The 22,270-nt window shown below is 66.3% G+C and carries 20 protein-coding genes; 10 read left to right on the top strand and 10 right to left on the bottom strand.

What is annotated here, in order from left to right; translation table 11 throughout:
• Positions 1 to 44: 44 nt before the first annotated feature.
• Positions 45 to 512, top strand: a complete 468-nt coding sequence (locus FIU89_RS18365; RefSeq protein WP_152493931.1) for a DUF411 domain-containing protein — start codon at positions 45 to 47, stop codon at positions 510 to 512.
• Positions 513 to 522: 10 nt separating this feature from the next.
• On the opposite strand, the gene FIU89_RS18360 is transcribed toward FIU89_RS18365, so the two are convergent.
• The 3 genes from FIU89_RS18360 to trpS all read right to left on the bottom strand — a co-directional run bounded on the left by FIU89_RS18360 (position 523) and on the right by trpS (position 3,132).
• Positions 523 to 1,386, bottom strand: a complete 864-nt coding sequence (locus tag FIU89_RS18360) for a branched-chain amino acid aminotransferase (protein ID WP_152493930.1) — start codon at positions 1,384 to 1,386, stop codon at positions 523 to 525.
• Positions 1,387 to 1,443: 57 nt separating this feature from the next.
• Positions 1,444 to 1,929: a VOC family protein gene (locus FIU89_RS18355; protein WP_152493929.1), complete on the bottom strand. Its 486-nt coding sequence runs from the start codon at positions 1,927 to 1,929 to the stop codon at positions 1,444 to 1,446.
• A gap of 183 nt (positions 1,930 to 2,112) precedes the next feature.
• Positions 2,113 to 3,132 (bottom strand): tryptophan--tRNA ligase, encoded by a 1,020-nt coding sequence (gene trpS, locus FIU89_RS18350; RefSeq protein ID WP_152494590.1) that lies wholly within the window; start codon positions 3,130 to 3,132, stop codon positions 2,113 to 2,115.
• A 74-nt stretch (positions 3,133 to 3,206) separates the two neighbouring features.
• On the opposite strand from trpS, the gene FIU89_RS18345 reads away from it, so the two are divergent.
• A complete protein-coding gene (locus FIU89_RS18345) occupies positions 3,207 to 3,905 on the top strand; it encodes a rhomboid family intramembrane serine protease (protein WP_152493928.1) in 699 nt (232 codons plus the stop codon).
• Here the strand turns inward: FIU89_RS18345 and murJ are convergent.
• On the bottom strand, positions 3,902 to 5,440 hold the full coding sequence (gene murJ / locus FIU89_RS18340) for a murein biosynthesis integral membrane protein MurJ (RefSeq protein WP_152493927.1): 1,539 nt from the start codon (positions 5,438 to 5,440) through the stop codon (positions 3,902 to 3,904). The genes FIU89_RS18345 and murJ overlap by 4 nt on opposite strands.
• A gap of 310 nt (positions 5,441 to 5,750) precedes the next feature.
• On the opposite strand from murJ, the gene FIU89_RS18335 reads away from it, so the two are divergent.
• Positions 5,751 to 7,829 (top strand): FAD-dependent oxidoreductase, encoded by a 2,079-nt coding sequence (locus FIU89_RS18335; protein ID WP_152493926.1) that lies wholly within the window; start codon positions 5,751 to 5,753, stop codon positions 7,827 to 7,829.
• Positions 7,830 to 8,084: 255 nt separating this feature from the next.
• The gene (locus FIU89_RS18330) at positions 8,085 to 8,744 is read left to right on the top strand and encodes a hypothetical protein (protein WP_152493925.1); all 660 of its coding nucleotides are present in this window, start codon (positions 8,085 to 8,087) and stop codon (positions 8,742 to 8,744) included.
• Between the two features lie 248 nt (positions 8,745 to 8,992).
• Here FIU89_RS18330 and FIU89_RS18325 read toward each other — a convergent pair whose 3' ends face one another.
• Together FIU89_RS18325 and FIU89_RS18320 are read right to left on the bottom strand one after the other, a co-directional pair.
• Entirely contained in the window at positions 8,993 to 11,758 is a 2,766-nt protein-coding gene (locus tag FIU89_RS18325; protein WP_152493924.1) for a [protein-PII] uridylyltransferase, read from the bottom strand.
• 22 nt (positions 11,759 to 11,780) lie between these two features.
• Positions 11,781 to 12,965 carry a penicillin-binding protein activator gene (locus FIU89_RS18320; protein ID WP_152493923.1) on the bottom strand — a complete coding sequence of 395 codons (1,185 nt, stop codon included), beginning with the start codon at positions 12,963 to 12,965 and terminating at the stop codon, positions 11,781 to 11,783.
• An 86-nt stretch (positions 12,966 to 13,051) separates the two neighbouring features.
• Between FIU89_RS18320 and rsmI the strand changes: the two genes are divergently transcribed.
• Genes rsmI through FIU89_RS18300 form a run of 4 tightly spaced genes read left to right on the top strand, consistent with a single transcriptional unit; the run spans position 13,052 to position 16,255 of the window.
• Complete coding sequence (gene rsmI / locus FIU89_RS18315; protein WP_152493922.1) at positions 13,052 to 13,906, top strand: 16S rRNA (cytidine(1402)-2'-O)-methyltransferase; 855 nt, start codon at positions 13,052 to 13,054, stop codon at positions 13,904 to 13,906.
• A gap of 60 nt (positions 13,907 to 13,966) precedes the next feature.
• A complete protein-coding gene (locus FIU89_RS18310) occupies positions 13,967 to 14,356 on the top strand; it encodes a YraN family protein (RefSeq protein WP_152493921.1) in 390 nt (129 codons plus the stop codon).
• A gap of 58 nt (positions 14,357 to 14,414) precedes the next feature.
• Positions 14,415 to 15,350: a glutathione synthase gene (gshB, locus tag FIU89_RS18305; RefSeq protein WP_152493920.1), complete on the top strand. Its 936-nt coding sequence runs from the start codon at positions 14,415 to 14,417 to the stop codon at positions 15,348 to 15,350.
• Entirely contained in the window at positions 15,347 to 16,255 is a 909-nt protein-coding gene (locus tag FIU89_RS18300; RefSeq protein WP_152493919.1) for an alpha/beta hydrolase, read from the top strand. Before gshB ends, FIU89_RS18300 begins: the two co-directional genes overlap by 4 nt.
• Here the strand turns inward: FIU89_RS18300 and FIU89_RS18295 are convergent.
• The 4 genes from FIU89_RS18295 to FIU89_RS18280 form a co-directional block, all read right to left on the bottom strand.
• Entirely contained in the window at positions 16,221 to 17,735 is a 1,515-nt protein-coding gene (locus FIU89_RS18295) for a YifB family Mg chelatase-like AAA ATPase (RefSeq protein ID WP_152493918.1), read from the bottom strand. The genes FIU89_RS18300 and FIU89_RS18295 overlap by 35 nt on opposite strands.
• A 138-nt stretch (positions 17,736 to 17,873) precedes the next feature.
• On the bottom strand, positions 17,874 to 18,752 hold the full coding sequence (locus FIU89_RS18290) for a glutathione S-transferase (protein WP_152493917.1): 879 nt from the start codon (positions 18,750 to 18,752) through the stop codon (positions 17,874 to 17,876).
• A 58-nt stretch (positions 18,753 to 18,810) separates the two neighbouring features.
• Complete coding sequence (locus FIU89_RS18285) at positions 18,811 to 19,386, bottom strand: histidine phosphatase family protein (RefSeq protein WP_152493916.1); 576 nt, start codon at positions 19,384 to 19,386, stop codon at positions 18,811 to 18,813.
• Positions 19,383 to 19,883, bottom strand: a complete 501-nt coding sequence (locus tag FIU89_RS18280) for a bifunctional adenosylcobinamide kinase/adenosylcobinamide-phosphate guanylyltransferase (RefSeq protein ID WP_152493915.1) — start codon at positions 19,881 to 19,883, stop codon at positions 19,383 to 19,385. Before FIU89_RS18280 ends, FIU89_RS18285 begins: the two co-directional genes overlap by 4 nt.
• A gap of 102 nt (positions 19,884 to 19,985) precedes the next feature.
• On the opposite strand from FIU89_RS18280, the gene FIU89_RS18275 reads away from it, so the two are divergent.
• Both FIU89_RS18275 and coaBC read left to right on the top strand, forming a co-directional pair.
• Positions 19,986 to 20,864: an RNA polymerase factor sigma-32 gene (locus FIU89_RS18275; RefSeq protein WP_152493914.1), complete on the top strand. Its 879-nt coding sequence runs from the start codon at positions 19,986 to 19,988 to the stop codon at positions 20,862 to 20,864.
• A gap of 137 nt (positions 20,865 to 21,001) precedes the next feature.
• Positions 21,002 to 22,195 (top strand): bifunctional phosphopantothenoylcysteine decarboxylase/phosphopantothenate--cysteine ligase CoaBC, encoded by a 1,194-nt coding sequence (gene coaBC, locus FIU89_RS18270; protein WP_152493913.1) that lies wholly within the window; start codon positions 21,002 to 21,004, stop codon positions 22,193 to 22,195.
• Positions 22,196 to 22,270 lie beyond the last annotated feature (75 nt).

Below are 22,270 nucleotides of genomic sequence, written 5' to 3'. Positions count from 1 at the left end.
CCTGTCCAGACTCCGCGCCAACCCAGCCTGCAAGGAGACTGCCGATGCCGACCCGACGCAACTTTCTCGCCGGTGCCGCCGGTCTGGTGGCCACGGCCCCGCTCGCCGGTCTGGCGCAATCCGGCCCCGCCATTCACGTGATGAAAGACCCCAACTGTGGCTGCTGCGGCGCGTGGATGGAGGTATTGCAGGAGGACGGCTTTGCCGTGACCAGCGAGGATGCGTTCGGCACGATCCTGTCGCGCTACAAGATCGACAACGGCATTCCGCAGCAGATGATCTCGTGCCACACGGCCAAGATCGAGGGCTACATGATCGAAGGTCACGTGCCGCCCGGCGGTATCCGCCGTTTGCTTCAGGAACAGCCCGACGCGGTGGGGCTTGCGGTGCCGGGGATGCCCTATGGCTCGCCGGGAATGGGGCCAGAGGATCGGCGCGAGGCCTATGACGTGCACTTGATCCTGCGGGACGGCAGCACCGAGGTGTTTTCCAGCTACGACGCAGCGGCCTGAGAGACCGGGCTCAGGCGCTGGCCGCCCAGTCCCAGTACATCTCGCGCACCCGGCGAGTGACCGGACCGATCTGGTAATTGGTGTCGTCAAACGCGGTGACCGGGGTGACCTTCATCATGTTGCCGGACAGGAAGACCTCGTCGGCGTCGTGAAAGTCGTCGAAGGACAGGACGCATTCATGCACGGTCACGCCATCGGCACGCAGGTTCTCGATATGCCGCGCGCGGGTAATTCCGGCCAGGAAGGTGCCGTTGGGCACGGGCGTGAACACCTCGCCATCCTTGACGGCAAAGGCGTTTGCAGTGGCGGCCTCGGCGACGTTGCCAAGCGCGTCGGCCACGAGCGCATTGGTGAAGCCTTTTGACTTCGCCTCGGCCAGCATCCGGGCGTTGTTGGGGTAAAGGCAGGCAGCCTTGGCGTTGACCACTGCGTCCTCCAGCACCGGGCGGCGGAACCGCGTGCGGGTGATCGTGGCGGAATGCTCGGGCGCTGCCATGGGGATTTCCTCGAGGCTGATGGCAAAGCCGGTGGCGCCGCCTTCCTTGGGCACGATGGCGGACATGCCGCCCTCGATGGCCCAGTACATGGGGCGGATATAGACGGCCGCATCGGGGGCGTAGGCTTTCAGTCCCTCATGAACGATCTCGACCATCTCTTGCACCGACACGGTCGGCGTGACCATCAGCGCCTCGGCCGAGGCGTTCACCCGGGCGCAGTGCCGGTCCAGATCCGGCGTCAGGCCGTGCGCGAACCGGGCCCCGTCGAAGACGTTGGAGCCCAGCCACATGCCGTGATCGGCGGCGCGCATCACCGGGATATCCCCGTCATGCCAAGCGCCGTCGAAATAGGTCCGGATGTTGCTGCCTGTGGCCATGGTCGCCTCCCTTTTGGCGCGGACCCTAAGCCGGGCGGCGGGAAGGGTCCAGAGGGGTCAGCCGGCCTCGGCCAGCAGCGCCTCGAGATCCAGACGGGTGTTGACCATCTTCAGGCTGCCTTCCGCGTCGCGCGGCCAGTCTTCGGGGGCGCGGTCACGGTAAAGCTCGACGCCGTTGCCATCGGGGTCCGACAGGTAGAGCGCCTCGCTGACGCCATGATCGGCGGCGCCCTCGAGCGGGATGCCGGCCTCCAGGACGCGTTTCAGAACCTGCGCCAGCGCGGTGCGGTCGGGATAGAGGAAGGCCGTGTGGTAGAGGCCCGTATGCCCGGGCGGGGGCGGCGTGCCGCCCTTGCTCTCCCAGGTGTTCAGGCCGATGTGATGATGGTAGCCGCCTGCGGACAGAAATGCGGCCTCGGTACCGTAGCGCTGCTGAAGCTCTAAGCCCAGAACGCCGGAATAGAAGGCGATGGCACGTTCGAGGTCCGACACGCGCAGATGCACGTGGCCGATGCGGGTTTCGGGATGTGTTGTGACTGTCATGGTCTGACCCTTTCTTGCTTGCGCCAGAGATGGGCCAGATGAACGCATTGCGCAATTCCGCGCAGGGACGCAAAGATCGTGCGAAAATGCAGAAGCTTTTTCTTGCCGCAAATACTCCGGGGTGTTTGAGGGGCAGCGCCCCTCATTCCTGCCAATCGAGCGTGGCGCAGCCACTCGATCGGGTCAGGCGCCGACCATGCCGACGATTTCCTTGGTGCGTTTGAGGATGGGCGCGGCGATCTCGCGGGCCTTGCCGGCCCCGTCCGACAGGATGCGGTCGATCTCGGCGGTGTCCTGCATCAGGCGGGCCATCTCGTCGGAAATCGGCGCCAGTTTGGCCACCGCCAGGTCGGCCAGCGCGGGCTTGAACGTGCCGAATTGCTGCCCGCCCACATCGCGCATCACCTGATCGACGCTCTGGTCGTTGAGCGCGGCGTAGATGTTCACAAGGTTGCGGGCCTCGGGGCGGTCCTCCAGCCCTTCGGCGTCCGAGGGCAGCGGCTCGGGATCGGTCTTGGCCTTGCGGATCTTCTTGGAGATGGTGTCGGCATCGTCGGTCAGGTTGATCCGGGACATGTCCGAGGGATCGGATTTCGACATCTTCTTGGACCCGTCGCGCAGGCTCATGACGCGGGTGGCGGCCCCCTCGATCACCGGCTCGGTGATGGGAAAGAAATCGACCTCGAAATCGTTGTTGAACTTGATCGCGATGTCGCGCGTCAGCTCCAGGTGCTGTTTCTGATCCTCACCCACCGGCACGTGGGTGGCGTGATAAGTCAGGATGTCGGCGGCCATCAGCGCGGGATAGGCAAAAAGGCCCAGCGAGGCGTTTTCCTGGTTCTTGCCGGCCTTGTCCTTCCACTGGGTCATCCGCTTCATCCAGCCCATGCGGGCGACGCAGTTGAAGATCCAGGCCAGCTCGGCATGGGCAGAGACCTGGCTTTGGTTGAAGAGGATCGAGCGCGCCGGATCGACGCCCGAGGCGATGAAGCCCGCGGTCAGCTCGCGCGTTGCGTGGCGCAGCGCGGCGGGGTCCTGCCAGACGGTGATGGCATGCATGTCGACCATGCAGAAGATCGACTCGACCCCGCTGTTCTGGCTGTCGGCGAAACGCTTGAGCGCGCCCAGGTAATTGCCCAGCGTCAGGCCGCCCGACGGCTGGATGCCGGAAAAGACGCGGGGGGTGAAGCTGGCCTCGGCCATGGCGGACTCCGTCTGGAAATTCGTGTCCGCCTCGCTTACTGCTGCGGCCAACAGCCGTCAAGGAGGCCCCACCGATGTCCGATCCCCGAGCCACAGGTCCCGGCGACAGCCCGGTCAACCCGATCCCGCCGCTGGTGCTGGCCATCGTGGCCGCCATGGCCGCCGCCGAGGCGGTGTTCCAGCTGGGCGCGCGCGGCATGGTGGGCGGGCCCGAGGCGATCGGCTGGCGCATATCGACCATCCAGCAATTCGGGTTTTCCAACCGGGCGATGACCTGGATGCTGGAGACCGGTCAGTTAAGGATTGATTATCTTATCCGCTTCGTCACCTACCCGTTCGTTCATGCCAGCCTGTTGCAGGCGGTTTTCGCCATCGTCATGACGCTGGCCATCGGCAAATTCGTGGCCGAGCGCATGGCCGGGTGGGCCGTGGCGATTTTATTTTTCGCCTCATCCATCTTCGGCGCGCTGGTCTTTGGCCTGATCTATCCTGACGGGCCGGGGTTAATAGGGGGTTTCCCCGGCGTCTATGGTTTGATCGGGGGCTTTACCTGCCTTGTCTGGCTGCAACTGGGCGCGATGGGCGAAAACCAGATGCGGGCTTTCGTGATGATCGGCGTTCTCTTGGGCCTGCAACTGATCTTCGGCCTGCTTTATGGCAACAACTTCACGTGGGTGGCGGATATCGGCGGCTTTGTCGGAGGATTCTTTTTGTCCTTTCTTCTGCTGCCCGGCGGGATGAGGCGGTTGCGGCAGAAGCTGCAGCGACGTTAACGGCGAACCGTCTTGCGGAAATCCGACAGGCGGAACGCGCCGAGAAGCTGGCCGAGGCCGAAATAGCTGACGCTGCCAAGCCCGATAAGCGCCAGAAGCGCCAGCCAGCGCCAGCCACTTAGGCCGAAGAACGGCGTCATCAGCACTTGCAGGCCCCAAAGGATCACGCCCAGCAGGACCGAGGCCAGCAGGATGCGCCAGACGCGGCGGCGGAAGCGGTCGTCGAAGCGCGCCACCTCACCATAGCTACGGGCGCCGCGCACCAGGAGCCAGACCATGGCCCAGCCCGCCGCCGTGGCGGCGATGGCGGCGGCCCACCAGCCCACGACTTGCGCCAGCCCTACCGCCAGCGCGGCGTTCACCACCATGGCCACGACGGCGTAGTGAAACGGTTTCTTCGTGTCCGAGCGCGCGAAGAACAGCGGTTGCAGCACCTTTTGCAGCACGAAGGCGGGCAGGCCGAGGCCGTAGATCATCACCGCGAGAGCCGTGGCGGCGGTGTCGTCGGCGTCGAACTTGCCACGCTCGAACAGCACCGACACCAGCGGCAGGGGGATCACCATCAGCGCCACCGCGCAGGGCACGGTCAGCGCCAGAGAGATCTCGGCGGCGCGGGAATAGGCGTGGCGGGCGCCCTCGTGATCCTCGGCCTTCAGGCGGCGCGACAGGTCGGGCAGCAGGACGATGCCGACGGCGATGCCCACGACCCCCAGAGGCAGCTGGTAGAGGCGGTCGGCGGCGTAGAGCCAGCTGACGGCGCTTTCGGTGTTCGAGGCGACAAGCTGGCCCACCACCAGGTTGATCTGCACCACGCCGCCCGCCAGGGCCGCGGGGACGGCGACGCGCACCAGCTTGGACATCTCGGGCGTCCAGCGGGGGCGGGTGGGGCGGATGCGCATCCCGGCCCGGTCAGCGGCGATCCAGACCAGCATCAGCTGCGCCACGCCGGCGAAGGGGATCGTCCAGATCAGCGCGTCGGCCACGGGGCCGCCCATGGAGTGCGTGATCATCATCGCGCCGACCAGAAGCACGTTCAGGATGACGGGTGCCGCGGCGGCGGCGGCGAAGCGTCCGGCGGCGTTGAGAACCCCGGAAAACAGGGCCGCCAGCGAGATGAAGAAGATATAGGGAAAGGTGACGCGCGCGTAATCGACGGTGATGTCGAAGCGCGGATCGCCGTAATAGCCCTCGGCCGTGGCATAGACCAGCGCGGGCATGAAGATCATCGCCAGCGCGGTCAGGATCAGCAGCACGAAGCTGAGGCCCGAGAGCGCCAGCCGCGCGAAACCTATGGGGTCCTCGTTCGCCTCGAGCCGCTTGGAAAACATCGGGACAAAAGCTGCGTTGAACGCGCCCTCGGCAAAGAAGCGGCGGAACATGTTGGGCAGGCGGAAGGCGGCGACATAGGCGTCCATCAGCATACCGGGGCCGATGAGGTTGGCGATGATGACGTCGCGCACGAAGCCCAGGATCCGGCTGGCCAGGGTCCAGACGCCCACGGTCAGGACGCCGGAGAGAAGGCGGATGGGTTTCATGTGCGGTGCCTGCGTCTGCCTTGTTTTCAAGAGCATTAGCCGATTGCCGGGAGCGGGGAAAGGCCGGTCTGCGGTGCAGGGGAGCTGTGCTCCGCGAATCGGGGATTAACGGCCATATTCAGCCGTTTTTTGGCACGTCGGTATCGCGTCGGTATCCGAGTGGTATCGCGTCGGTGGACTTTTCGCGCGTCGGGGACGCGCGCGTTCGTGACCGGGCCGCGCGGCGCGTTTGCCGGATATTCGGCTCTGGCGCCCGGCGACGAGGGTGATAGCGTGCCGGGCAACCCCACCCAGACCGGAAGGTGCCGCCATGACGACCTCGCCCTATGACATCCTGTTCGAGCCGGTGCGGATCGGACCCAAGACCACGCGCAACCGCTTTTACCAGGTGCCGCATTGCACCGGGATGGGGCATCGCTATCCGCAGGCCGAGGCGGCGCACCGGGCGGTCAAGGCCGAGGGAGGCTGGGGCGTGGTGTCGACCCAGGAGACCGAGATCCATCCCAGTTCCGACCTGTCGCCGGCCAACGAGGGGCGGCTGTGGGACGACGGGGACATTCCGGCGCTGCGGCTGATGGCCGAGAGCGTTCAGGCGCATGGCAGCCTTGCGGCGATCCAGCTGGCGCATAACGGGCATCACGCGACCGGGCGCTATTCGCGTCAGCCGATCCTGGCACCGTCGCCCACGCCCAGCGACTGGGGCGATCCGTGGCAGGCGCGGGGCATGGACAAGGCCGACATCAAGGCGTTCCGGGGCTGGCATGTGGACGCGGCGAAGCGGGCCAAGCGGGCGGGGTTCGATATCATCTATGTCTATGCCGGTCACGACATGACCCTGCTCATGCATTTCCTGCTCGCGCGGCACAACCACCGGAGCGACGAATACGGCGGCAGTTTCGAGAACCGGCTGCGGCTGTTCCGCGAGGTGCTGGCCGATACGCGCGACGCGGTGGGCGACAGTTGCGCCATCGCGGTGCGGCTGGCGGTGGACGAGTTGATGGGCGAGGCGGGCCTGCGCCACGAGGTCGAGGGGCGCGACATCATCGCGGCGCTGGCCGAGGAGCCGGACCTGTGGGACGTCAACATCTCGGACTGGTCGAATGACAGCCAGACCTCGCGCTTTGCCAAGGAGGGGTTCCAGGAGCCTTACACCGCCTTCGTCAAATCGGTGACGACGAAGCCGGTGGTGGGCGTGGGGCGCTATACCTCGCCCGACACGATGGTGCGGCTGGTGAAGTCGGGGCACCTGGACCTCATTGGCGCGGCGCGGCCGTCGATTGCCGACCCGTTCCTGCCGAAGAAGATCGAGGAAGGGCGGCTGGAGGACATTCGCGAGTGTATCGGGTGCAATATCTGCGTGTCGGGCGACAACCTGATGATGCCGATGCGCTGTACCCAGAACCCGACGGTGGGCGAGGAATGGCGGCGCGGCTGGCACCCTGAGGTGATCACCGGAGAGAAGGTGGCGTCGGAGCGGTTCCTGATCGTGGGCGGCGGGCCTGCAGGCATGGAGGCGGCGCGCGGGCTGGTGCAGGCGGGCCACGAGGTGGTGCTGGCCGAGGCGAGCGACGCCTGGGGCGGACGCGTGGCCATCGAGAGCGCGCTGCCGGGGCTGGCGGAATGGGGCCGGGTGCGCGACTGGCGGCTGTGGCAGTTGCAGCAGAAGGATGCGGCCGATCTCTACCTGCAAAGCCGACTGAGTTCGTCGGATATCCTGGAGTACGGCATCGGGCAGGTGGTGCTGGCCACCGGGGCAAGCTGGCGGATGGACGGCGTGGGGCGCACGCACCGCCTGCCGGTCGCGGCGTTCGGGGCCTTGCCGGTGCTGTCGCCCGAAAGCGCGATGCAGGGCGGGTTCGAACAGGACGATGGAACGGGGCCGATCGTGATCTTTGACGACGAGGGGTATTACCTGGGCAACATTCTGGCCGAACTTGCCGTGCAGACCGGGCGCGAGGTCGTCTTCGTGACGCCATCGCCCATCGTCGCGCCCTGGACCGAGAACACGCTGGAGCAGGCGCGCATCCAGGCCCGGCTGATCCAGCTGGGCGTTACGATCGTGCCGCTGCACAAGGTCGCCGATGGCGACGGCAGCACGCTGGAGCTGGCCTGCATCTATTCCGACGCTCGGCGGCAGATCCCCTGCACCACGCTGGTGCCGGTGACCTCACGGGTGCCCAACGACGCGCTGTGGAGCAACCTGAAGGAGCACGAGGCGGACTGGGACGCGGCCGGGATCAAGGCGGTGACGCGGATCGGGGATTGCTATTGCCCCAGCACCATTGCGGCGGCGGTCCATGCCGGTCACGCGTTTGCCCGGACCGTCACGGGCGCGCAGATCGCCCCGCCGCGGCGGGGCGAGCGGGTGGAACTGGCGCCGGAAAGGTGATGAGGGTGCCCGCCGGAATTTTCGAAAATTCCGGCTGTGAAAATGCGTATTTTCACAGCCATTTCCTGCGCAGGGAATGGTGCCTGCAGGAACCTGCAATAAAGTTTAAGCGCAATGAATGCTCCGAGCCCATTCCGACAGATGCTGCAAGCCCTTCGAATACCCGCAACTTGGATTGGTCAATTCATAGTCTTAGTCAGTAAAGCTGAAAAGAACGCCTCCGCCAAACAGGAGAGCAACTCAGGAGAAACCTGAATGAAGGATGCATCGATCTGGTCGATGAGGGTGATGGGAAACACCTCACTAAGTGACGTGCCGCTCCAGCCATTGGCTCCGGGGAGCAAGGAAGTCTGGGACGGCATGGAAGTTCTTCCTGCCGATGCTCAATATTATCATGGAAAAGGGCTCACTGATGCAACGCGGTTAAGTGGGTTGGCCTACACAAACCCTTCTGTTCAACACGCTGACTGGCTGGAGGACATGCTCAGAGCAAGACCTGTCTTCGTGTGGAGCTCATTTGTATTTCTGGAAAAGAAGGTATGCGATGCGCTCAGTGCCTTTGATCTGGGCGATGGTCGCCTCACCCGGACGCCGATCTTCCAATCGGATCGAAAAACCGAGGTAGATTGTGATTTTTATCTTCTCGAGTTCTCGAATGCCAAGGACACAGTCGACCGCGACAACACAGACCGCTGCCGCCCGCTCTACAAGGCGCGACCGGAAGCGGGATACCGGCTTTCAAATGACATGACTGGACGGGATATCTTTGTGCATCGATCGGCACAGGAAGGCGCGGATTTCTGGTTTGATCCGATGATCCGGCACTTGCAGTTCGTCAGCGATGGGGTGGCCCATACCTTGATCGCCATGGGCCTTCGGGACAAGTTCCGGCTCAAACAGTGCAAGTTCCTGTAGGTGTCAGAAAATCTTGGGTTACCCGTTTATCTGGTTGGTGCGCTTCAATCCAATGATCCCGTTGATTTCCTTGCCGAATGACCTTTCGGGCAATTTTTGCGAGAGTTTTCGGCTAGAAGAATGAAATGCGACAGCCTATCTCCCATGGCAGCTACGTCTCGGCAATAGCTATTCGTCGCACCTTTGTTCATTGTGAGAGGCTACACTTTCACGCGCGTTTTCTGCGCAGCAGACGCGAACGCTCGGCGTCAGCTGATTGCCTGCTCCACCCCTTCCGAGATCGCCTGGCGCAGCTTGCGTTCGAGCGCGCGCTGCTTGGCCGGGGAGTGGAATTTCAGACCGAACATGTCCTTGACGTAGAACGTGTCGACCACCTGTTCACCGTAGGTCGCGATGACGGCGGAGTTGATGTAGACGTTGCCGTTGCTGAGCGTGCGCGTCAGGTCGTAGAGCAGGCCGGGGCGGTCGCGGGTGTCGACCTCGATGATCGTGTAGATCTCCGAGCCTTCGTTGTCGAAGGTGATGTGTGTGGGCACGCGGAAGGCGCGTTCGCGTTTCTTGATCTTGTCGCGCGACTGCATGGCGTCGCGGGCCACCACCTCGCCCCGGAGTGTCTTGTGGATCATCTGGGTCAGGCGTGGCAGGCGGTCGGCCTCGTAGGGGCTGCCTTCGGCATCCTGGATCCAGAAGGCCGCCGTGGCATAGCCGTCCTTGGTGGTATAGGTGCGCGCGTCCACGACGTTGGCGCCCACCAGCGCCAGCGCGCCGCACATGCGGCTGAAGATGCCGGGATGGTCGGCCAGCGCAAAGCAGACGCGGGTGGCGTCGCGGTCCTCGTCCGGGGTCAGCTGGATGCGGACCTCGGTTTCGGAAATGTCGCGCAGCAGCAGGGCGAAATCCTGATGCGCGGTGACGTGCAGGCCCTGCCAGTAGGGCGGATAGTGGCGCTCCAGCTCGGTCTTGAGATCCTTGGCGTCCCAATCGGTGAGCGCCTCGCGCAGGTTGCGCTTGGCATCCGTGCCGCGCTGTTCGCGGTTGAGCGCCTCGAGCCCGCCCTCCATGGCGCGGCGGGTCTGGCGATAGAGCGCGCGGATGAGTGAGGCTTTCCAGTTGTTCCACGTATTGGGCCCGACGCCGCGGATGTCGCAGACGGTCAGGACGCAGAGCAGATCGAGCCGCTCGCGGGTCTGCACCGCCTTGGCGAAGTCGCGCACGGTGCGCGGGTCGGCGATGTCGCGTTTCTGGGCCATGTCGGACATCAGGAGGTGATAGCGCACCAGCCATTCCACCGTGTCGACCTCTTTCGGTTTCAGGCCCAGCCGGGGGGCGACGCGGCGGGCGATCTGGGCGCCGAGGATCGAGTGATCCTCGTCCCGGCCCTTGCCGATGTCGTGCAGGAGCAGGGCGACGTAGAGCACCTTGCGGTTGACGCCCTCTTTCAGGATGGACGAGGCGATGGGCAGGTCCTCGGTCAGTTCCTTGCGCTCGATCTTCGACAGCTGGCTGATGCACTGGATGGTGTGCTCGTCCACCGTGTAGCTGTGATACATGTTGAACTGCATCATCGCGCGGATCGGCTCGAATTCGGGGATGAAGGCCGAGAGCACGCCAAGCTCGTTCATGCGGCGCAGGGCGCGTTCGGGATTGCCGTGCTTGAGAAGCAGGCCGAGAAAGAGCTTGCGGGCCTCGGGGCTTTCGCGGAAGCGGTCGGTGATGAGGTCGAGATTGGCCGTCACCAGCCGCATGGCGTCGGGGTGGATCAGCAGCCCGGTGCGCAGGGCCTCTTCGTAGATGCGCAAGAGGTTGAGCGGATCGGACAGGAAGTCTTTCTCATCCACGATGCCCAGCCGGCCATGGATCTCCTTGTAGCCGTCCTTGAGCTTGCGCTTGCGGGTGAAGAGGCGTTGCAGGAGAGGCTCGGATTTGACGTGCGCCGCTTCCAGCTTGGTCAGGAAGATGCGGGTCAGGTCGCCGACGGCGGTGGCGTGGCGGAAATACTCCTGCATGAACACCTCGACCGCCCGGCGCCCGGCGCGATCCTTGTAGCCCATGCGCTCGGCCACCTCGACCTGGAGGTCGAAGGTCAGCTGTTCGGTTGCGCGGTTCGTGACGAGGTGCAGGTGACAGCGGGTGGCCCAGAGAAAGTTCTCGGCCTTCAGGAAGGTCTCGAACTCGTCCTCCATGAAGAGGCCGTGCCCGACGAGATCGGAGACGTCGTCGACATGGTAGAGGTACTTGGAAATCCAGAACAGCGATTGCAGGTCGCGCAGGCCGCCCTTGCCCTCCTTGACGTTGGGCTCGACCATGTAGCGTTCGCCCTGCTTTTCGTGCCGGGCGTCGCGCTCTTCCAGCTTGGCTTCGACGAATTCGCGTTCGGACCCCTTGAAGAGGTCGTTGCGCAGGCGGTGGTCGAGATCGGCCGCGAGCCTGTCGTCGCCGTAGAGCAGGCGCTTTTCCAGAAGCGCGGTGCGGATGGTGAAATCCTCGGTGCCGAGGCGGATGCATTCGCGGATCGTGCGGCTGGCGTGGCCGACCTTCAGCTTTAGGTCCCACAGCATGTAGAGCGTGCTTTCGATCACGCTCTCGGCCCAAGGTGTGATCTTGTAGGGCGTGAGAAAGAGCAGGTCCACGTCCGAGAAGGGCGCCATTTCCCCCCGGCCATAGCCGCCCACGGCGAACACCGTCAGGCGTTCGGATTCGGTGGGGTTGGGCAGGGGGTGCAGGTGGCGGCTGGCCACCTGCAGGGCGGTCATCACGGCGCAATCGGTCAGCCAGGTATAGGCGCGGGTCGCCTCGCGTGCCGCGAACGGCGTCTGGCGCAGTGCCTCGGCGATGGCCGCGTAGCCCGACGTCATGGCGTCGCGCGTGGCGGCGACCGCCTCGCGGCGCAGGGCGGCGGCGTCGGACGGGTCGGCCTCGCGCGCGGCCTCGATCCGCGCGAGCACGGCGTCCTGGTCGAAAATGACCTCTGCCGGACAGATCAGCGCGTCCGGCGGCGTCAGCGTGTCCTTCATGACCTGGGCCGTGCGCGCGGGATCAGAGCCCCGCGCGGCCGAAATTGGCGGGTGCGGGCGACAGCACCACGACCTGCTGGTTGCGGATGGTGGCCACGGCCAGGCCGCGCTGCGTCGTGCCGTTGGGCAGGAAGCGGAAGATGCCGTTCACGCCCTGGAAGCCCGACGACTGCGTCAGGCTGGAGCGCGACAGGGCATCGGCGCGGCCCGATTTCGCCAGCGCGCCGATGGCGGCGATGGCGTCGTAGCTGAGACCGGCAAGATCATGCGGCGCCCCGCCGTTGGCCGCCTGGAAACGCGAGGCGAACTGGTTGGCGCGCCGGGGGTCGGGGATGGCGAACCAGCCGTTCTGAACCCCCGGAAGCGTGCGCGTCTGGGCCGGTTCGTCCCAGCGGGCGAGGCCGATATACTGAATTTCGGCCGGGGACAGCCCCGCCTCGGGCAGCATCTGCGAAAAGAGCGGCAGGGCGCCGGCGGCGTTGGCGGTCAGGAAGATCGCGTCGGCGCTGTTGCTCTGCGCGGTTTCCTTGATGGCGGGCACGGCACCCACGACCCCGCCCTGGGAAAACTCGTAGTTCACCACGCCGGCCGAGGTGGCGCCGTTGGCGCGGATCGCCTGGGCGATGGCGTCGCGGCCCAGCTCTCCGGCGAGGTTGCGCGAATGCACGGTCATGATGCGGCGCTTGCCCTGGCTGACGGCATAGCCGGTCAGGCGATTGGCCGTATCCTGGAAGGTCTGGCCGAGGATCAGAAGGTTGCCGCCCGCGATGGTCGGGTTGTTGGAAAACGCCAGCACGTTGATGTTCTTGGGCGCCATGGCGACGGCCACGGCATTGGCGGATTCGGCGTGCAGGGGACCCACGATGATCTTGGCGCCGTCGGCGGCGGCAGTGAGCGCCGCCTGCTGGGCCTTGCCGGCGTTTCCGGCGGTGCCGTAGACGCGCAGGTCGATATTCACGCCCGACAGGTCCGCGACGGCCATGCGGGCGGCATTTTCCAGGTCGCGGGCCAGGCGCTGTTCCTGAGGATTGGATGCGCCATGCGGGACCAGAAGGGCAACCGGCACGGCGGTGCCGGGGTCGATCCGCTGGCCGCTGTTGCCGCCGGCACCGGGGAGTCCGGCGTCGCAGGCGGCAAGCAGCAGGATGGTGGCCAAAAGGGCAAGTCGGTGGAACGGCTTGCGGACGGCATCGAAAACGGCAAACATCGGGGTATGAACTCCTTCTTTCGCGCGGTCCGGCTGGACGGCGCAGTTGGTCACGATAATAGACGTCCACAGAGGCGGGTCCAGTGATGAATCCCGACAAGCAGAGCCTTGCGCCCGGGCTGTACCTTGTGGCGACGCCGATTGGCGCCGCGCGGGATATCACGTTGCGGACCCTGGACATCCTGGCCAGCGCCGACGTGCTGGCCGCAGAGGACACGCGCAGCCTGCGGCGGTTGATGGAAATCCACGGGGTCAAACTGAACGACAGGCCGCTGGTGTCCTATCACGACCATAACGGCGGCCGCGCCCGCCCGCGCCTGACGGCGGCGCTGGAGCAGGGAAAATCAGTGGTTTACGCGTCCGAGGCGGGCACGCCGATGGTGGCGGACCCCGGGTACGACCTGGCGCGGGCGGCGGTGGCCGAGGGCTTTCCGCTGATATCGGCGCCGGGGCCGTCGGCGGTGGTCACGGCGCTGACCGTGGCCGGTCTGCCGACCGACCGTTTCTATTTCGCGGGCTTCCTGCCCTCGGGCGGGTCCAAGCGGAAATCCGCACTTCGGGAGGTGGCGGGCGTGCCGGGAACGCTGGTGTTCTACGAATCGCCCAAGCGGGTGGCGGCGATGCTGCGCGACGCGACCGAGGTGCTGGGCGCCGAGCGGCAGGCGGCGGTCTGCCGGGAACTGACCAAAAAGTTCGAGGAAGTGCTGCGCGGCACGCTGGGCGAGCTGGCCGAACGGCTGGAGGCGCAGCCGGTCAAGGGCGAGATCGTGGTGCTGATCGAGCGCGGCGCGGCCGCGGCCGGTAGCGGCGAGGACCTCGACACGGCGCTGAGCGAAGCGCTGGAGACGCAGAGCGTGCGGGATGCGGCCGATACGGTGGCGGCGCGGCTGGGGCTGAAACGGCGGGTCGTGTACCAGAGGGCGCTGGAATTGAGCGGTTAGGGAAAAATTAGATGTTTTGGTGTCTGATGCGAGAGGTTTGGTGACGAAAGGCGAACCGGAATGACATGCGACACCATCCTGCAAAGGCGCAGGGAACGCGGGCAACGGGCCTATCACAAGGGGGCCTCTGCCGAGAAATCCGTGGCACTTGAGTATGACCGTCGCGGCGTCGACCTGCTGGAAACGCGCTGGCGCGGTCAGGGCGGTGAAATCGACCTGATCTTTCTCGACAGGGGCGTCTACGTGTTCTGCGAGGTGAAGGCGTCGGACACTGTCGACAGCGCGATGGCGCTGCTGCGTCCGGCGCAGATGCAGCGCATTCACGTGGCGGCGTCGGAATATCTGGGCCAGACGCCCGAGGGCCAGTTGAGCGAGGTGCGTTTCGACCTGGCGGTCGTGGACGGGCAGGGCGCTGTCACCGTGATGGAAAACGCGTTCGGGCATTTCTGAATTGATCCCCGCCGGTGCTTGGCCCATGTAGAGGTCAGCAAGAGGACGGGGATGGCCCATGAAGATAGCCTTTCAGATGGATCCGATCGGCGGGATCGACATTGCCGGGGACAGCAGCTTTCGCCTGGCCGAGGAGGCACAGGCGCGGGGGCATGACCTGTTCTACTATACGCCGGACAAGCTGGCCTATGACCGGGGGCGGATCACCGCGCGGGGCTGGCCGCTGACCGTGCAGCGGGTGAAGGGCGATCATTTCAGCCTGGGCGACGAGCGGGTGGCGGACCTGTCGGAGTTCGACGTGGTGTGGCTGCGCCAGGATCCGCCCTTCGACATGTTCTACATCACCACGACGCATCTGCTGGAGCGGGTGCGCGACACGACGCTGGTGGTCAATGACCCGTTCTGGGTGCGGAACTTTCCCGAGAAGCTGTTGATTCTCGATTTTCCCGAGCTGATGCCGCCGACGGCGATTGCGCGCGATCTGGATACCATCCGCGCGTTCAAGGCCGAGCATGGCGACGTGATCCTGAAACCGCTTTACGGCAATGGCGGCGCGGGCGTCTTTCACCTGCCCGAGAGCGACCGGAACCTGTCGAGCCTGCACGAGATGTTCACCGGGTTCAGCCGCGAGCCCCTGATCGTCCAGAAATACCTGCCCGAGATCAAGGACGGCGACAAGCGCGTTATCCTGGTGGAGGGCGAGCCGGTGGGCGCGATCAACCGCTTGCCCGGCAAAGGGGAGGTGCGGTCGAACATGCATGTGGGCGGGCGGCCCGAGAAGGTGGCGCTGACCGACCGGGACCGCGAGATCTGTGCCATCATCGGACCAAAGCTGCGCGAGGCGGGGCAGATATTCGTAGGCATCGACGTGATCGGGCAGTACCTGACCGAGATCAACGTGACCTCGCCCACCGGCATTCAGGAGCTGGAGCGGTTCGACCGGATCAACGTGGCCGGCAGGATCTGGGACGCGATCGAGGCGAAACGCGCATGAGCGTGATGCGGCCACTGCTGAACCGGTGGCTGCGGCTGACCGAGAAGCCGCATTTGCGGAAGGCCACGGTGGCCAAGGCGCGCCGGTCTTTCGAGACCAAGGCGAAGGTTCTGTTCCACGCGCCGCGCGGCACCTCGGTGGCCGAGGACGAGCTGGGCGAGGTGCCGGTGCTGTGGACCTGGGCCTTGGGCGTGGGGCGCGAAGACGGGCCGCTGATCCTGTATTTCCACGGCGGGGGCTTCGTGTTCGGCAGCCCGCGGGTCTATCGCAAGATGCTGGCGGTGCTGTCGCGCGAGGCGCGGGCGCCGGCGGCGCTGGTGCAATACCGGTTGGCGCCGGAGACGCCTTTTCCGGGCGCGTTCGACGATTGCATGGCCGTCTACCGCGCGGTGATGGACCGCCCCGGCGGTGTGGTGCTGGCGGGCGACAGCGCGGGGGGATGCCTGGCGCTGGCGGTACTGGCCGAGATCACGCGGGAGGGCCTGACGCAGCCACTGGGCTGCATTGCCCTGTCGCCGGTGACGGACCTGACCTTTTCGGGCGACAGCATCCGCGAGAACGCCGAGAGCGAGGTGGTGCTGCCGATCGAGCGGGCCGAGGAGATGTGCGAGTGGTATCTTGGCGACACGGACCCGAAGGACCCGCGCGTCTCACCGCTATTCGCCGGGTTCGAGGGCGCGGCGCCGGTGTGGATCGGGGTAGGCGACACGGAAGTGCTGCGCGACGATACCATCCGCATGGCGGCGCATTTGCGGGCGGCGGGCGTGGAGGTGACCGAGGTGGTCGAACACGAGCTGCCGCATGTCTGGCCGCTGTTCCACAACCTGCTGCCCGAGGGGCGCGAGACGCTGGCGGACCTGGGGGACTGGATCAGGTCTCTTTCATCGTCGTCAGGCGGTAGCTGACCGCTTCGGCCACGTGGGGGCGACGGACCTCCTCGGACCCGTCGAGATCGGCGATGGTGCGCGCGACGCGCAGGACGCGGTGATAGCCGCGCGCCGAGAGGCCCATGCGTTCGGCCACGGTGTTCAGAAGGGCTCGGCCTTCGCTTTCGGGCGTGGCGATCTCTTCCAGGGCCTCGCCTTCGGCATCGGCATTGAGGCGCATGTCGGCGTGATTGCTGAAGCGCGCCTGTTGCACCGCCCGGGCCGTTGCGACCCGCTCGGCCACCTCGAGAGAGCTGTCGCCCGAGGGGGGCAGGTCGAGATCGGTGAAGCTGACCGGGGGAACCTCGATGCGCAGGTCGAAGCGGTCCATCAGGGGGCCGGAAATGCGGGACATGTAATCCTCGCCGCATTGGGGCACGCGGGCGCAGGCGCGGGCCGGATCGGGCAGGTAGCCGCATTTGCAGGGGTTGGCGGCGGCCACCAGCAAGAAGCGGCAGGGATAGCGGACATGGGCGTTGGCGCGGGCCACCACGACCTCGCCCGTCTCGATCGGCTGGCGCAAGGTCTCAAGGACCGCGCGGGGGTATTCGGGAAACTCGTCCATGAAGAGCACGCCGTTATGGGCAAGGCTGATTTCGCCCGGGCCTGCCCGCCGCCCGCCGCCGACGATGGCGGCCATGGAGGCGGTGTGGTGCGGCTCGCGGAAGGGCCGCGTGCGGTTGATGCCGCCCTCGGTCAGCAGGCCGGCGAGGGAGTGGATCATCGAGGTTTCCAGTGCCTCGGGCGCGGTGAGGGGCGGCAGGATGCCGGGCAGGCGGGCCGCGAGCATGGATTTGCCCGAGCCGGGCGTGCCGACCATCATCAGGTGATGCCGCCCGGCGGCGGCGATTTCAAGCGCGCGCTTGGCGCGTTCCTGGCCCTTGACGTCGCGCAGGTCGCGGCCCGAGGCGTCGGCGGTGACCTCGCCCGGTTCCGCCGGGGGCAGGGGCGACTGGCCGGTGTAGTGGCGCACTACGTCGGCGAGGGTGGCGGCGCCGATGACTTGCGTGGCGCCGACCCAGGCGGCCTCGGCCCCCGAACCCTTGGGGCAGAGAAGCGTGCGGTCTTCCTCGGCAGCGGCCATGGCGGCGGGAAGAGCGCCGATGACGGAGACGAGCGAGCCGTCGAGGGAGAGCTCACCCAAGCTGCACGTGCCCTCGACGGCGTCGGGGGGGATGATTTCGAGCGCGGCGAGCAGGGCGAGGGCGATGGGCAAGTCGAAATGGCTGCCTTCCTTGGGCATGTCGGCGGGCGAGAGGTTGATGGTGATGCGCTTGGAGGGCAGCGCGATGGCCATGGACGAGAGTGCGGTGCGAACGCGGTCGCGGGCCTCGGACACGGCCTTGTCGGGCAGGCCGACGAGCGAGAAGGCCGGGACGCCTGGGGTGACGGCGCATTGCACCTCGACCTGGCGGGCCTCGACGCCCTCGAAGGCGACGGTATAGGCGCGGGCGACCATGGGGGACTCCGTTTCCTTGAGAATGGTTAACGGATAGCGCGCCAGTGGTTTAGGAATGGTTAACCGTCTTCGAGGTCGCGCCGGTGGCGGACGTCGGAGCCTCCGGCGGGGATATTTGGGGCCAGAGGAAAAGGCGGGTCAGGTCTCGGCGTCGCGCATCGCGGTGAAGGCGGGCCAGGCGTCGGGGTCGGCGACGGTCTTGTCGCGGCAGGTGGCGTTGCAGAAGCCGAAAATGCGCCCGCCGGTTTCCATCAGGTGCGTGGGCGCCTTGCCGGAATAGGGGCAGGCGGTGTTTTCGGGCGTGCCATCGGTGACGGCGCGAGCCGGGACGGGGCGGGGGCCGGGCCACGTGGCGTGGTCGAGCGGCAGGTCATAGGGGACGGGATCGTAGGACTTGGTGAGGCCGAGCGCGCGCCACTTGCGGAAGGCCGGGTCGGCCAGCGTGGTGTCGACATAGGCCTGCGCCGTCTTGCCAACGGGCAGGGCGTAGCCCGCGATGCGGGCGGCGACGGGGGCGTAGAAGGCGTCGGCGAGGCTGTAGCGCCCGAAGAGCCAGGGGCCGTCCGCGCCGTGGCGGGTGCGGGCCATGGCCCAGAGCGTGCCGATGCGGGAGAGATCGGCCTGGACCGCGTCGGACGGGGTGAAGCCCTGCCATTGGTGCCGAAGCTGCATCGGGCAGTCGGCGCGCAAGGCTGAAAAGCCGGAATGCATTTCGGCGGTGATCGAGCGGGCGAGGGCGCGGGCGGCCGGGTCGGCGGGCCAGAGGTTGGCGTCGGGGTGACGTTCGGCCAGGGTTTCGGCCATGGCGAGGCTGTCGAAGATGACGATGCCGTTTGCGTCCCGCATCACCGGCACGAGGCGGGCCGGGGCGAGGTCCTTGAGGTCTTCGGCCATGGTGCCGTCATAGAGTCCGACCGTGTGGGTGCGGTGCGGAAGGCCGAACTTTTCCAGCATGAGCCAGCCGCGCAGGGACCAGCTCGAGAAGGTGCGGTCGCCGATGAAAAGGTCATAAGTCATGGGGGGACGTTAGGCCGGGGGCGGGACGGCGCAAAGCGATCATTTGTGCGGGTGTGCATCACGGGGTGTGATTGATGCCCGCCACGTGCCAGCCGGAGGGCGTGTGGTTCAGTTCGGTCACCGAGAGGGGGGCGATGCTGTGCGAGAACGCCTCGGTCGCGGTGAGGTCGAGGGCGCGCTGAAGCTGGGTGAGGATGACGCCGAGATGGGCGACGATCACCAGGTCGGCGCCGGGATGGGCGGCGATGAGCGCGTCGGTGGCGGCGTTGACACGAGCGCCGAGTTCGAACCAGGTTTCGCCCGAGGGCGGGCGCACCTCACCGGGGCGGTTCCAGAAGGCGTGGTAGCGGGCCTGGTCCTCGATGTCGTCGGGGGCTTTGAGATCCCAGTCGCCGAAGTGAAGTTCCCGCAGGGCGGGGTCGTGGGGCAGGCGCGTGCGGTGTTCGGCCAGCGTGTCGGCGGTGGCGGCGGCGCGGGTGAGGTCGGAGGAGACGAGCGTGGCCGGTCGCGGCAGGTGGGCATCCAGCCGGGCGATGCGCGCGGTGTCGGAGAGATCGGCGGGCAGGTCGGCCCAGCCGACGAGGCCCCTGGCATGGGTGGGGCCGTGGCGGACCCAGAAGAGGCGAGTGTTCACGGCAGGTTGCCCTTCAGCACATAGGGCAGACCGGCGGTGACATTGACCACGAGCCCCGCCGTGGCGGCGAGTTTCATGTTCAGCCGCCCGCGGGCGGCGCGCAGCGTGGCGTCTTCGCAGATTTCGGGCGCGCGGGAGACAATCACGACGGGCGCGGCGCAGAGGGCCAGGCCGGCCATCAGTTCCGCCTCGGCCTCTGCGAGGTCGTGGCCGGCCTCGGCCCGGTTGACCAGCCAGAGCGGCAGCGCATCGACGAGAACGGCGCTGTCGCCGCTGATCCCGGCGAGGGTGCGGCCGATTTCGAGCGGGTCGTGACGGGTTTGCCAGGCGGCCTGCGCGGCCTGACGCCGGTCGAGAGTGGCCTGAATTCCGGTATCGTCAGGGGGTGTGGTCACCAAAGCGACGGGCGTGCGCCCGGTGCCGAGGACCAGGTTTTCGGCGAAGATCGTTTTGCCCGATCCGATGCTTCCTAAAACGAAACTTAGTCCCGGCAACATTTTTTTTGCATCCTTTTCGTGATCCGCGCGTTGAACCCCTGCGTACCACCACCAAAGACTGCGAAAAAGCTGCATTACAATCGCGACCGGGAGTATTTGACCATGGCCTTGGATGGCAATTTCAGCACAAACATGTCACGCGCGGCGATGAAGGCCGAACTGCTTGACGCCGAGACCGAACTGACATTGGCCTATGCCTGGCGCGACCAGCGGGACGAGGCGGCGCTGCATCGCCTGATCACCGCTTACATGCGACTGGCGATCTCGATGGCCTCGAAATACCGGCGCTATGGCGCGCCGATGAACGATCTGATCCAGGAAGCGGGTTTGGGCCTGATGAAGGCTGCCGACAAGTTCGACCCCGACCGCGGCGTGCGGTTTTCGACCTATGCGGTGTGGTGGATCAAGGCCAGCATCCAGGATTACGTGATGCGCAACTGGTCAATGGTGCGCACCGGGTCCACCAGCAGTCAGAAGTCGCTGTTTTTCAACATGCGGCGGGTGCAGGCGCGGCTGGAGCGCGAATCCATGGCCAAGGGAGAGACGCTGGACCGCCACCAGATGCGAGAGATGATCGCCATCGAAGTGGGCGTGCCGCTGCGTGACGTGGAGATGATGGAAGGCCGGCTGTCGGGCACGGATTTCTCGCTGAATGCGACGCAATCGACCGAGGACGAGGGCCGCGAGTGGATCGACACGATCGAGGATGACGGCAAGCGCGGTGACGAGCTGGTCGAGGAAGATCATGACCGGAGCGCGCTGCGCAATTGGCTGGGCGGTGCGATGTCCAAGCTCAACGAGCGCGAGCGGTTCATCGTCGTGCAGCGCAAGCTGAAGGACGAGGCGCGGACGCTGGAGAGCCTTGGCGAAGAGCTGAGCCTGTCGAAGGAGCGCGTGCGCCAGATCGAGGCGGCGGCGTTCCAGAAGATGCGCAAGTATCTGGAAAAGCAGGGCGGAGAGGTGCAAAGCCTGCTGGCCTGAGTCTTTCAAGAGGCTTCGGTAGACGAGAAATGACGCTGTCGCGGGGTGCGGCGGCGTTTTTTCGTGGCCGGGTGGCGGGCCTTGTGCCGTGCGGGGTCCGGGCATAGTGTCTGGCCGAGACGGAAGGGAGCCTTCGCATGCTGGCCGGAAAACGTATTTTGCTGATCATCGGGGGCGGGATCGCGGCCTACAAGGCGCTGGACCTGATCCGGCGGCTGCGCGAGCGGGGTGCTTCGGTGACGCCGGTTCTGACGAAGGCCGGCGCGGAGTTCGTGACGCCGCTGTCGGTGTCGGCGCTGGCGGGCACGAAGGTGTTCCGGGATCTTTTCGACCTGACGGACGAGGCCGAGATGGGCCATATCGAATTGAGCCGCAGTGCGGATATGATCGTTGTGGCGCCCGCGACGGCGGACCTGATGGCGAAGATGGCCGGGGGGCAGGCGGATGACCTGGCCTCGACGCTGCTGCTGGCCACCGACACGGAGGTGCTGCTGGCGCCCGCGATGAACGTGCGGATGTGGGACCATGCGGCGACCCAAAGGAATATCGCGACCCTCAAAGGAGACGGGATCGGGTTTGTCGGGCCCAATGCGGGCGACATGGCCTGTGGCGAGCATGGGCCGGGCCGGATGTCGGAGCCGCTGGAGATCGTGGCGGCGGTGGAGGCGCGGCTGGCGGCCGGGCCGCTGGCGGGCAAGCGGATCGTGGTGACCTCGGGGCCGACGCATGAGCCGATCGACCCGGTGCGGTATATCGCGAACAGGTCCTCGGGCGCGCAGGGCACGGCGATTGCCAGGGCGCTGGCGGGCGCGGGGGCGTATGTGGTGTTCGTCACCGGGCCGGCGGATGTGGCCCCCCCCGAGGGGGTCGAGGTTGTGAGGGTCGAGACCGCGCAGGAGATGTTGCAGGCGGTCGACGCCGCGCTGCCGGCTGACGCGGGGATTTTTGCCGCCGCCGTGGCGGATTGGCGTGTTGCCAGCGCGGGGGCGAGCAAGATCAAAAAAGAGGGCGGCAAGTTGCCGGTGCTCGAGTTCGCCGAGAACCCCGACATCCTGGCCACGGTCAGCCGGTTGGAGGCGGGGCGGCCCGGATTGGTAGTGGGCTTTGCCGCCGAGACCGATGACGTGGTGGACCACGCGACGGCCAAGCGGGCGCGCAAGGGCTGCGACTGGATCGTGGCCAATGACGTGAGCCCGGCGACGGGGATCATGGGCGGCACCGAGAACGCGGTGACGCTGATCACGGCGGACGGGGCCGAGACATGGCCGCGCATGTCGAAGGCGGACGTGGCGCTGCGGCTGGCGGAGCGCATCGCGGCGGCGCTGGGCTGAGACCGGATGGTGCGCCGGAAGAGGTTAATGCCTTCGGCGAGGATATTTATGGCCAGAGGAAAAGCGGGAAGAACC

The sequence above is a fragment of the Roseovarius sp. THAF27 genome, assembly GCF_009363655.1.
Classification (GTDB): Bacteria; Pseudomonadota; Alphaproteobacteria; order Rhodobacterales; family Rhodobacteraceae; genus Roseovarius.
The sequence above is the reverse complement of the archived record's forward strand: the minus strand, read 5'-3'. Positions and strand labels throughout refer to the sequence as shown.